The following is an 11,624-nucleotide window of genomic DNA, read 5'->3' as shown; positions in this document are numbered from 1 at the left end:
CCAGCTGGCGGATTTAAGGAGGATTTTTATGGCTAAGCCCAATTTTCAGCCCACTGCCGGCTATATTTTAGTTGAACCGGTCGCTCAACAGAAAAAAACCGCTTCCGGTATTTATCTACCCGATTCCCACGACGAAAAACCCCAGCAAGCCAAAGTTTTGGCGATTGGACCCGAAGAAGTAACCGACTCCGGCGCTAAGCGCCCCGCGCCTTGTAAAGTCAACGACACCATTATCTACAAAAAATGGGGCGGCAACGAAGTTAAATTAGGCCTCACTGACAAAGACGAAATCTTATTTATTGAATTTAAAGACGTATTAGCCATAATCGTCAAATAAAGGAGTCGAAGTATGTCAAAACAACTTATTTTTTCCGATGATGCCCGCCAAAAACTTTTAAAGGGTGTCAACATTTTATCTAAGGCTGTGGTTATCACCTTGGGCCCCAAAGGCCGCAACGTCGCTTTGGACAAAAAATGGGGCGCTCCCAATATTGTTCATGACGGCGTCACCGTTGCCAAAGAAATTGAGCTGGAAGACCCATTTGAAAATATGGGCGCTCAGTTAATTAAAGAAGCAGCCAGCAAAACCAACGATGTTGCCGGTGACGGCACCACCACGTCGACACTTTTAGCTCAGGCAATTGTGTCCCAGGGAATGAAAAATGTCACTGCCGGCGCCAACCCGATGCTCATTAAAAAAGGCATTGATAAGGGTGTGGAAGCCATTGTCGCCGAAGTTAAAAAGATCAGCAAGCCGGTTAAAACCGACCAGGAAATTAAACAGGTGGCCACTATTTCTGCTTCTGATGCCAACATCGGCGCCAAAATCGCCGAAGCGTTAAAAATGGCCGGCCGCGACGGCGTGGTCGAAGTCGAAGAATCTAAGGGCTTTGAGATGACCATTGATCACAAAGAAGGTATGGAGTTTGACAATGGTTATGTTTCTCCCTATTTTGTCAGCAATGCCGACAAAATGGAGGCGGAAATTGATGACCCGGTTATCTTAATTACCGACAAAAAAGTCACCGCGATTGCCGACCTTTTACCTTTTTTGGAAGGCGCGGTCAAAGTCACCAAAAACATTGTGATTATTGCCGACGAAATTGAAGGCGAAGCCCTAGCGACCCTAGTCGTTAATAAATTGCGCGGCGCCTTTAATTTACTGGCCGTTAAGGCCCCGGGCTTCGGCGATCGGAGAAAAGCCATGTTGGAAGACATTGCGATTTTGACCGGCGGTTCCGTGATTTCCGAAGATACCGGCCGGAAATTAGACAGCGTTACGGTTGAAGACTGCGGTCGGGCGGATAAAGTCTGGGCTGATAAAGACAATTGCCGGATTATCGGCGGTAAAGGCATCAAAGCCGCGATTCAGGCCCGGATTGCTTCGATTAAAAAAGAAGTCGACCGGACTACTTCGGACTTTGATAAAGAAAAATTGCAGGAGCGTCTGGCTAAACTTTCCGGCGGGGTCGCCGTCATTAATGTCGGTGCGGCCACGGAAATTGAGCTGAAAGAAACTCAGGAACGTGTCAAAGACGCCGTTGAGGCCACCAAAGCCGCTGTGGAAGAGGGTATTGTTCCCGGTGGCGGGATTACCCTGCTTCGGGCCGCTAAAGTCCTGGATAGCGTTAAGACAATCAACGACGATGAAAAAATCGGTCTGGATATCTTAAGGTATGCCTTAAAGCAACCGGTTCGACTATTAGCCGAAAACTCCGGCGTTGATGCCGGCTGGGTGGTTAAAAAAGTCGAAGAAGGCAAGGCCGATTTTGGCTTTAACACCCTCACCCTGGAATTCGGTTCCATGTTGGCCCAGGGAATTCTGGATCCGGCCAAAGTTACCCGGACGGCTTTGCAAAACGCCGCCTCGGTCGCCAGCATGATTCTGACCACCGAGTGTCTGATTTGTGACAAACCCAGTGAGGACAAGAAAAATACCACTCCGGGCATGGGCGACATGGGCGGTATGGGGATGTAATGTACGCTTTTTAATATTAAACTCCAAACCCCGGTTTTCCGCCGGGGTTTTTGGTAGAATAAACTATGTTTGTTAAAGATTGCCCTCACTGCGATCCTCATTCATCAGCCCTAAGTCATCTTTTAAAAACTACCAAAAACTTTTATGTTGTTTGTGACATTCACCCTTTAGTAGAAGGTCACATTTTGATTATTCCTAAAGACCATTTTCCCTGCGTTGGCGCCTACCCTCAAAAACTATTTGAAGAATTTTTAAACTTGTATCATAAGGCCTCCGCCTTTCTAAAAAAAGAATATCAAGTCATGAGTAGTTTTGAGCATGGGGTGATTGGCCAAACCGTTTTTCACTCCCATGTTCACCTGCTACCTTTTCAGGGAGAGCCGGAGATAATTGTTCCAGAGGGTCAAACCAATTTGATACCGATAATCCAATTAGCCAGCTTACTTAAAACCTTTAAAAAAGAGGGAAAATATTTGTTTTTTTCTATCGACAGAAAAATGTGGCTGGTTCAAACTAGTTTAGGCGTTCCGCGCTTTTTCCGTGACAGATTTGCCCGGGCGCTGGGAACACCAGAACGCGGGGATTGGAAACAAATGGAGCAGAACCAGGAAATTATGAAACAAGCGCAAGAGGATATAATTAAGCTCGAAAAGAAATGGAAAAATTTATATGCTTAAACTTTCCAAACTCCAGCAATATCTTTTATCCGCTCTGGCTTCCATTGTTTTTTTCCTGATCGCTTTGGCGGTTTTGGCCATCTCTTTAATTTCCGCCAACCAACAAGCCGTCGGTATTAAGGTAATTTTCTAAGGAAATTCCGGCAGCACGCTTTGCGGATCAATCGCTTTATCATATTGGTAGGTTTCCAAATGCAGATGGGGCCCAGTCGTCCAGCCGGTCATACCGACAGTTCCTAAAACCACTTCTTTATCAACAGCTTGTCCTTCAACAACGTTGATATCTCTCATATGGGCATAACGTGACTTCAATCCCTGTTCATGTTCCACTACCACCGTATTGCCCCAGCCAATCCGGCCAAAACTAATCTCAATCACCTGGCCGCTATTAATTGGCCTAATTTCCGTCCCAAGCGGTGCTAAAATATCTATACCCTTGTGCAGACCATGAAAGCCTTGAGCAAGTACCCCCTTAATTGGGTGTTGTAAAGACGTTTTAGTTTCAATCTGGCTATCAGGACTGACCATCACCGTTTCGTCTGTTTTTAAGGGTTCATTAGCCGCCGCAATATTACTCATTAACCCGGAAAACATGAGGATTATGGTCAAACCCGCCCCGACCACCTGCCTGGTTTTTTTGTTCTCAAATGTATGCCTAAAAAACTTGGAGATTGGGTGGCTGCCCGGCCGTCCTCTCCTGGTAGCCGGCACAAACACCCTAAATATCTGATAGGGTAGCATTAATGCCATCAGGAGCATTGACCAGCACAGCAAAATCAGCCTTTTTAAAATCATAAAAAATCCTCCAATACTTGGAGGAATAGACGCATTATAGCACTTTAGGCCTATAAGTCAAGTTAGAGCTCCCGGTATAATTTAGCCGTTTCTTGGGCCACTTTTTTCCAGGATAAATATCTGACTTTACTTAACATTTGTTTTTGCGTCTGTAAGTTCTTTTTCTGCTTTAAACTGAATATTATCTCTGATGCCAGGGTTAAAGGATTGCTGACAGGGATAATTAAATTGCGCTGTTTGCCGATAATTTCCGACGCCCCCGAAGTATCGGTGGTAATCACCGGCGCGCCGCAGGCCATTGCCTCCAGGGCAGTCATGCCGAAAGTTTCGTAATATGACGGCATCACTACCAGATCGGCGGCGTTGTAATAAAAAGGCAGCTCTTTCTGTTTCTGCTGGGAAACAAACTTGACAATTGAACCCAAACCTAAAGTTTCTTGTAAAGACTTCAGTCTTTTTAACTCCTTACAGTTAAAATACCGGCTTCGGTTATTCCCCCCGACAATTAACAGGCGGAAATTGACTGTCGGCCGTTTTTTTAAACAGATTTTCAAAGCATACATTAACACATCCACTCCTTTTAGCGGCTCCACCCGGCCAACAAAAAGAATAATCTTACTTGTTTCCGGTTCTTTAATAAATTTCAGGGCTTTTTCTCTGGCTATCGGGTGGAATAACTTTATGTCTACGCCCGGAGCAATCACTCTGATTTTTTCATCCGGGCAGTTATAAAGCGTACTGATAAAGGTTTTGTCGTTTAGACTAGAGGCAATAATTTTATCCGCTATTTTAACCAGTTTAAACTCACTTTTTACCCGGTATTCTGACTCTCTTTCGCCTTCGTCTCTGGCCACCAGATTTTTCATTAATGCCAGGGTGTGGAAGTGCATGATTAAAGGTAAATTCGGGAACGCTTCTTTGATTAAATTCGCCCCGATTAAACCGGACATAAAATAGTGAGCGTGTAAAACACGGTAGCTGATTTTTTCTTTGTGGATAAAATTAATCACTTTTTGGGTAAATTCATCAATGTAGCGGGGCAGCTCTTTTTTAGAAATATACCCTCGAACCCCGGCGCTTAAGTGAATTACCCTTAGGTTTGGCCGGAAATTAACGATTTTACTGCAATTTAAACCTTGCGCTCTGGTAAAAATATCCACTTTCCACCCCTGTTTCGCCAGTTCTTTTGATAACTCCAGCACATAAACATTCATTCCGCCGGTTTCTTTACCTTCCTCGGCTGCTAAAGGGCAGGTATGGTAGGAAATCATCGCAATTTGTTTTAGCATAACCTGTATTTTATCAGATAAGCTATAATTAGTAATGTTAAAAATTAAAGACGAGGGAATAATTTTAGAGAAAACCCATCGGGAATTTGAAGCCAAAGCTGTTCTCAATCCGGCCTGCATTCAGGTTAATGACGTTACCCACATGTTTTATCGGGCAATCAACCAAAATGACATTTCTTCCATTGGCTACTGCCAGTTGGTCAACAACAAGGTTGTTAAAAGACTACCCAAGCCAATTCTCTTTCCTGAAAACGAATACGAAAAAAAAGGCGTGGAAGATCCCCGGATTACCTTTTTTCAAGGAACATATTATCTTTTCTATACTGCTTATGATGGCCAAAACGCCCGCATTGCTTATGCTACCAGTCAGGACCTTATTCATTTTGCTAAACACGGCCTGATTTCGCCGGCAATCTCTTATGATAAGGCCGAAGACATTTTCCGTGAGTCAAAAATTAAAGAGCGGTATCGCATGTTCGAGATGTTCTACAAAGAAAAAAAAGGGCAAGATGTTTTACTTTATGAAAAAGACGCCTCTCTTTTTCCCCAAAAATTCCATCATAAATTTGCCATGCTTCATCGGATTCTGCCTGGAATTCAAATAATTTACTTTAAAGATTTTTCGAAGTTATCAGAACATTTCTGGCGTCATTATTTAAAAAATTTAGGCAATTTTATTGTCCTTGAGCCTCTTTTTTGGTATGAAAGCCGCAATGTTGGCGGCGGCTGTCCGCCGATTAAAACAAAAGACGGTTGGTTAATTATCTATCATGCGGTTGAAGATACACCCTTGGGGAAGATTTATCACGCCGGCGCCGCCTTGCTTGATCTTAAAAATCCCACTAAAGTTCTCGGTCGATTAAAAGAACCTCTGTTTTCACCCCGCATTTATTGGGAAAAAACCGGCACTGTCAATAACGTTGTCTTTCCCACCGGTGCAGTCGTCAAAGACGGGACTCTTTATATTTATTATGGCGCCGCTGACAACCGTATTGGTGCCAAATCAGTCAAGCTTGCCTCTCTTGTGGCCGCCATAAAAAAATCATGATAAAAAATTTAGCCAAGCGGATTATTTATGTATCCTCGTATATTCCTCGGCACTGTGGCATTGCCACTTATACTAAAAACCTGACTAATGCCGTTAATCTCTTAAATCCTTATCACTTAGCTAAAATTATTGCTGTCAACCGGGGACAAGAAAGTCTGGATTATCCCAAAGAGGTTAAGTTTGTTTTAAACCACCTTCAGCCCCACGACTATCTTAAAGCGGCCGAGTTCATTAATCATTCCGGGGCAGACTTAGTTTCTCTTCAGCATGAATTTGGCCTTTTCGGTGGCCAATGTGGTGATTATTTACTGCCATTTATTAATGCTTTAAAATTACCTCTCGTCACCACTATTCACAGCCTTTCCGATGACCCTCGGTCTCGCCACGGCCTGATTCTGAAAAAGATCATTGCCAAATCACAAGCGGTTACGGTCATGATCAATCAAAGCCGGCAAAAATTAGTTAAAGATTATGGCATCCCGACACAAAAAATTGTGGTTATTCCTCATGGTATTCCGGACTTAGCTTACTGCTCCACAGACAAATATAAACGAAAAAAGAAATTGGCCAAGCGTTTAATTTTAGGCAACATCAATCTGATTACTCAAAGCAAAGGAATTGAATATTCTTTAAAAGCGGTCGCCATCATCAAACAGCACCTTCCTCAGGTTTTATACCTGGTTATCGGGAAAACCCATCCTGTTGTCCTTCAGCGTGACGGCGAAGCTTATCGCCAATCCCTTAAAAAAATGATTAAACAATTAGGCATTAGAGATAATGTTAAATTTATCAATCAATATCTTTCCCTCGAGAAGTTAATTTTATGGTTAAGAACAATCGATATTTATGTCACACCTTATTTATCGCCTCAACAATCTGCCTCCGGAGCCTTAAGTTATGCGCTTGGAGCCGGGAAATTTTGCATTTCCACGCCTTATCTTTATGCCCGAGAAGTTCTTTCCCATAACCGGGGGATCTTAGTTCCTTTTCGTAATTATCAGGCACTGGCCCAGAAAGTAATTTATTATTGGCAAAATCCAAAACAAAGGCAGGAAATAGAGAAGAATGCTTATAGTCTTGGTCGGTTAATGACTTGGCCTAACGTTGCTCTTCAGCACCTTAATCTGTTTAAGCTGATAATCAATCGCCATAAGGCACTTATTGCTTTTTAAGTACACTTAAATATACTCGATTAACATCCTTTGTAATTTTTTTCCACGTAAAGTATTTTTTAACCAGTCGTTTTCCTTCTTCTCCCATACGCTCACGTAGCTTGTTATCTCGGAGTAATTCTAGTGTATATTGTGCAAATTTATTAATGCTATTATATCTACCGACGGTAAGTCCAGTTTTTCGATGTCGAACAATAAAGGGTGTCCCGCCAACTCTGGTCACTACGACTGGAACTTTTAACATCATCGCTTCTCCAAGAATAATTCCAAAAGCTTCATAGCTTGTGGGGGAAATGAGGACGTCACTCATTTTTATTAATGCCACTTTTTCATCCTCAGATACATAACCAAGGGTTGTGACGTTTTTTTTACAAGGCAAGGCATCCATTAGATTTGCAATGTGGTCAGCCTTCTTTTTATACTTCCAGCCAACGATTATAAGTTGTGTTTCAGGAATTTTTTTATTGATTAGGTCAAAAACCTGGAGTGTACGATCAACTCCTTTTCGAGGATCAGTTTTTGTACCAAAAGCGATAAGATATCGTTTATTTTCTGGAATATCATGGTGCTGGCGAACCGCTCGTCGCGACACAACAGAGGGGTAGTAAAAAGCGTTAATTCCATTGGCAACGACATGAATTTTTTCCTGAGAAAGCTTACGACGCACAACTAAATAATTTTTTTCAAATGGAGAAACTGCAATCACTGCCGATGATTCCCGCATAATTGGAATAGTAAAAGTTTTTTCGTAAGCCTCTCGTATATAACGGTATGGCCTTTGTTCAAAGAATCTCCATGGGTGAAAGTGTGGTGTAAAGACAAAAGGAATTTTCTTAGTCTTAGCAATAGTCAAACCAACAAGAGACGAATAACACATTGCCCCATGAGCATGAATAATGTCGACATTATTCATTTGTAGTAACTCTTCTCCTAAATTTGGGAACAATAGTTGGTTTGTTGGATATTTTATCTTTATGGCTTTACTAATCATGATATTAATATTTTCATGTAATTTTAGGTCTTTTTTGAAAATATCAGAAGCATTGATATCAGAAGTAACAATAGTAATTTTATGCCCCAGTCGAGCTAACTCATTAGAGAGATTATATACATGTATCTCTTGTCCATGACCATAATAGAAACGTTGACAAATTTGAACAATATGCATAAGAGGCCTGGGCGGGATTTGCACCCACGTACGCGGTTTTGCAGACCGCTTCCTAGCTATTCGGACACCAGGCCATAACAAACCTTATTTGTATTTTATCAGATTTATTGTTAAAATTTTCCCGATGCTGAAAAAATCACTACTTACTACTTGCTTATTGCTGTTTATAGTTTTTTTCTCCGGTTGTACTTTCCCCGGCCGGAAACAGGCTGCCCTTTCTGTTTCTACTACTCCCCAGGCGACTGTTTTTCTTGACGGCCAGCATTTAGGCCAAACGCCTTATTATAACGAAAAATTAAAATCCGGCGACTATGTTTTAAAAATTGTGCCTGAGTCTTCCGGACAAGCCCTGAATCCTTGGGAAGGACGGGTTACTTTAAGCCCGGGCATTCTCACTGTGGTTGATCGCGAATTAGCCTTAACTGCCGACTTGTCTTCCGGCGAAATTTTGTCTTTTGAACCAATTGCCGATAAAAGTTCTAGTTCCATCTCTGTCGTGACTACTCCCGACGGCGCCGTGGTTAATCTGGACGGCGAACCCCGTGGCTTTGCCCCGATTTCTTTAGATAAAATTTCCGAAGGTGACCACGTTTTATTAATTTCCTCACCTGGGTTTAAGGATAAAACTATTAAAGCCAAAACCGTTAAAGGGAATAAATTAATTGCTTCTGTTCAGTTAGCTCGTTTGGCGGAGATTGCTCCTCAGGAAGAAATACCTGAAGCCACCCCGGCGGCCTCGCCTAAAGCCACCCCCAAGCCCTCGCCCAAAACCGCCACCGGTTCAGCTGAACTGGCCCGGCCCTACGTTCAGATTAACGCTCCTGATACCGGTTGGGTAAGGGTCAGAAGCGAGCCGTCAACCAGCGGCGAAGAACTAACCAAAGTTGACCATGGCCAGAAATTTCCTTTAGTTGATAGCCAATCCGGTTGGTACAAAATCGAATATGCTACCGGTAAAGAAGGCTGGATTTCCGGCAAGTACGCCGAAAAATACGAGTAAGAAAACACGATTTATTAATTTTCCTGCCCAAGGAGAATAGTATGGGATTATTACTAGAGGAAGCTAAGGCTTTCAATCAGGAAAATCAACCAAAAGTTGAGAAAATAACGGCTCTTACCGCGCAAGCCAGAAAGTTATTACTAGATCATGGTCAACCCATCCCTGATGAACGGAATTTTGGGGATAAACTGCTATACGGGTTGCTGTCACCAGTTGCTAGAGCCAAATACCCCCTCCTTCATAAACAAATTAGTAGACAGCATAAACAAATTAGTAGACAGATAGATTGAATAGAAGTACAAATATTTTCCATTGCTGGCATAGAAGAAGAGGCAACTCCTATAATTGTTTCAATTCCGGTCTCTGGGAAAAGCTTAGCCCTAAAAGGAGAAAAATCTATCACTCAAGATGAGATAAATAATCCTGACTCACCAAAATCACTCAGCAGAATATCTTTAGATGACTTAAATGCATGGGAGGTCGTGATTCAATCCGTCGAAGATTCATTTCGATTTAATCAATAAATCTTTATCCTAACCCGTAAAGAATTCCGATTGTCATCAATCCCCAAATCACTACCGTGATTAACATTCCTTTGTCTGAAGTGAGAATTTTTTCCGGCGATTCGCCTTCATTACGCTCGTAAATCAATTGCAAATAACGCATAACTCCGTAAATTACCAGAGGAATTGTGGCCATTAGCCATTTTTCTGAGCGGAAAGTGTGGGGTAGGGTTGATAACAAAGTTAGGACTCTGCCCTTAAATTCAAACGCCGGAAACATAAAAGTAAATAGAGCGTAAGTCAACCAGGTGGTATTGGCGAACATCGCCGTATACAAATCCAGTAGTTTCTCTGGGTATCGTCCTAAAACCAGGCGGCTGGCCGACTGCCCTTGTAATAAAGTCAATTCACTTCGCCTCTTTCCGATCGCCAAAAATAATGAGAAAGAAATAATACATAAGAGCAGCCATACATTCAAATGGGCGCTGATCACCAGGGCGCCGCCGTAAACCCTGATCACAAACCCCATCGCAATCGTCATCACGTCAAGAATAGGCTTATGTTTAAAACTCAAAGTATATAGTAGCTGCAATCCTATATAGCCGATCATAATTAAAAATAAAAAATAAGACAGTGACCAACCCAAGGTTAGGCTGATTAATATTCCCGCCAGACTAAAAAATAAGGCGATGGGAATCGGCAGTTTACCGCTCGCCAAGGGCCGGAATTTTTTAAACGGATGGTTTTTATCAGCCTTAATATCAATAATGTCGTTGAAAATATAAATCGACCCGGTCAGAATTGAAAAAACTACAAAAGACATGGCCACTATCCAAAACTTTTCCGCGATAAACAGCCATCCGGAAAATATTAAACCGGTGAACAAGGCTAAATTTTTCAGGATTTGTCTTGGCCGGGCTTCTTTAAGAAGTAGGTAGCCATATTCAACCATAAAAGCGCTCCTCCGATAATTACTCCTAATAAAATCATTGTATAGAGTTTATATTGACTATTCAATTTCAGGGCTAACCAACCCAAAACCCCGGATACCAGCCAATAAAATACAGCAATTCGCCTTTTCCCCCAACCTAAATCCATTAATTTGTGGTGCAAGTGTCCCCGGTCGCCCCAAACCGGAGATTTTCCGGCCAAAACCCGCCTTAAAACACTGTAAATCGCATCAATCATCGGTACGCCTAAAACCAAAATTGCCGTGGCCACTTTTGCTCCTGATAAAATCGCCAACACTGCCAAAAAATAACCGGCCAAAGCCCCGCCGCCGTACCCCGGCATAATCTTCTGCGGATAAAAATTCCAAACTAAAAATCCTAAATAAGCTCCGGCCAAAATCAAAGCCAAAACAATTACCGGCCATTGGGTCACATCCCCGGCAAACTTTAAGCTTAACAAACCGACAATAATTCCGGCGATCACCACAATTCCCGGCAACTGTCCGTCTACCCCCTTAGCCCAATTGACAAAATTCATTGTTCCTACAATCCAGATTAAAGCCATGATGTCAGCTAAAACCCAGATGGTTCTTAATTTTCCGAAAAAGAAAACCTGGACTTGTGGTTGGGATAAATCAATCACTGCCCCGGCCTTCAAGGGGTTGGAAATATAAGGTACGCCAATGCCGGCCGCTACCACTATGCCGGCCGCGACGAAACCCCAAAGTAACCGTTTATATGGATTTAAGTTTTTTACATCGTCAATTGTCCCCAAGACTGCCAAAACCACTGTTCCCAAAAGAATACCGGTCAAATGTTTATCTAAGGGCAGAAATAATAAACTGCAGCTAATAATGGCCAAAGCAATAGCTAAACCGCCACCCCTTGGCACCGGATATTGATGCACCACCTTAGGGTGTTTTTGTTTTTTGGGATCATCCAGCCAATTCAATTTTTTATAAATTTTAATTACTGCCCCGGTACTTAGCCAACTTAAAATTACAGCCACAATTAACGGTTTAATTAATTGAATCAGGGGCATAA

The 11,624-nt window shown here is 42.4% G+C and carries 13 protein-coding genes and 1 tRNA gene; 8 read left to right on the top strand and 6 right to left on the bottom strand.

Annotation, left to right across the window (positions count from 1 at the left end; translation table 11 throughout):
* Positions 1-28 precede the first annotated feature (28 nt).
* The 4 genes from NTZ93_04060 (at position 29) to NTZ93_04045 (ending at position 2,788) form a co-directional block, all read left to right on the top strand.
* Entirely contained in the window at positions 29-337 is a 309-nt protein-coding gene (locus NTZ93_04060; protein MCX6817015.1) for a co-chaperone GroES, read from the top strand.
* Between the two features lie 12 nt (positions 338-349).
* Positions 350-1,978, top strand: a complete 1,629-nt coding sequence (gene groL / locus NTZ93_04055; GenBank protein ID MCX6817014.1) for a chaperonin GroEL — start codon at positions 350-352, stop codon at positions 1,976-1,978.
* Positions 1,979-2,043: 65 nt separating this feature from the next.
* A complete protein-coding gene (locus NTZ93_04050; protein ID MCX6817013.1) occupies positions 2,044-2,655 on the top strand; it encodes an HIT domain-containing protein in 612 nt (203 codons plus the stop codon).
* Entirely contained in the window at positions 2,648-2,788 is a 141-nt protein-coding gene (locus tag NTZ93_04045) for a hypothetical protein (protein ID MCX6817012.1), read from the top strand. The genes NTZ93_04050 and NTZ93_04045 overlap by 8 nt, the downstream gene beginning before the upstream one ends.
* Here the strand turns inward: NTZ93_04045 and NTZ93_04040 are convergent.
* Together NTZ93_04040 and NTZ93_04035 are read right to left on the bottom strand one after the other, a co-directional pair.
* Entirely contained in the window at positions 2,785-3,450 is a 666-nt protein-coding gene (locus NTZ93_04040) for a M23 family metallopeptidase (protein MCX6817011.1), read from the bottom strand. The genes NTZ93_04045 and NTZ93_04040 overlap by 4 nt on opposite strands.
* Positions 3,451-3,512: 62 nt before the next feature.
* On the bottom strand, positions 3,513-4,739 hold the full coding sequence (locus NTZ93_04035) for a glycosyltransferase (GenBank protein ID MCX6817010.1): 1,227 nt from the start codon (positions 4,737-4,739) through the stop codon (positions 3,513-3,515).
* Positions 4,740-4,773: 34 nt separating this feature from the next.
* Here NTZ93_04035 and NTZ93_04030 point away from each other — a divergent pair, with 34 nt between their 5' ends.
* Positions 4,774-5,787 carry a pesticidal protein Cry7Aa gene (locus NTZ93_04030; protein ID MCX6817009.1) on the top strand — a complete coding sequence of 338 codons (1,014 nt, stop codon included), beginning with the start codon at positions 4,774-4,776 and terminating at the stop codon, positions 5,785-5,787.
* On the top strand, positions 5,784-6,959 hold the full coding sequence (locus NTZ93_04025; GenBank protein ID MCX6817008.1) for a glycosyltransferase: 1,176 nt from the start codon (positions 5,784-5,786) through the stop codon (positions 6,957-6,959). Before NTZ93_04030 ends, NTZ93_04025 begins: the two co-directional genes overlap by 4 nt.
* Here NTZ93_04025 and NTZ93_04020 read toward each other — a convergent pair.
* Complete coding sequence (locus tag NTZ93_04020) at positions 6,946-8,127, bottom strand: glycosyltransferase family 4 protein (GenBank protein ID MCX6817007.1); 1,182 nt, start codon at positions 8,125-8,127, stop codon at positions 6,946-6,948. The two genes, NTZ93_04025 and NTZ93_04020, sit on opposite strands and share 14 nt — an antisense overlap.
* Positions 8,128-8,130: 3 nt before the next feature.
* Positions 8,131-8,201 (bottom strand) — tRNA-Cys (locus NTZ93_04015).
* A gap of 50 nt (positions 8,202-8,251) precedes the next feature.
* Between NTZ93_04015 and NTZ93_04010 the strand changes: the two genes are divergently transcribed.
* The gene (locus NTZ93_04010; GenBank protein ID MCX6817006.1) at positions 8,252-9,127 is read left to right on the top strand and encodes a PEGA domain-containing protein; all 876 of its coding nucleotides are present in this window, start codon (positions 8,252-8,254) and stop codon (positions 9,125-9,127) included.
* Positions 9,128-9,168: 41 nt separating this feature from the next.
* On the top strand, positions 9,169-9,417 hold the full coding sequence (locus NTZ93_04005; GenBank protein ID MCX6817005.1) for a hypothetical protein: 249 nt from the start codon (positions 9,169-9,171) through the stop codon (positions 9,415-9,417).
* 238 nt (positions 9,418-9,655) lie between these two features.
* Here the strand turns inward: NTZ93_04005 and NTZ93_04000 are convergent, their stop codons facing one another.
* Together NTZ93_04000 and NTZ93_03995 are read right to left on the bottom strand one after the other, a co-directional pair.
* Positions 9,656-10,582: a UbiA prenyltransferase family protein gene (locus NTZ93_04000; protein ID MCX6817004.1), complete on the bottom strand. Its 927-nt coding sequence runs from the start codon at positions 10,580-10,582 to the stop codon at positions 9,656-9,658.
* Positions 10,528-11,622, bottom strand: coding sequence for an MraY family glycosyltransferase (locus NTZ93_03995; protein MCX6817003.1), 1,095 nt, complete (start codon positions 11,620-11,622; stop codon positions 10,528-10,530). Before NTZ93_03995 ends, NTZ93_04000 begins: the two co-directional genes overlap by 55 nt.
* Positions 11,623-11,624: the final 2 nt, after the last annotated feature.

Source organism: Candidatus Beckwithbacteria bacterium (assembly GCA_026397255.1).
GTDB lineage: Bacteria > Patescibacteriota > Microgenomatia > UBA1400 > CG1-02-47-37 > JAPLVF01.
This window is presented reverse-complemented; position numbering and strand designations above follow the sequence as displayed.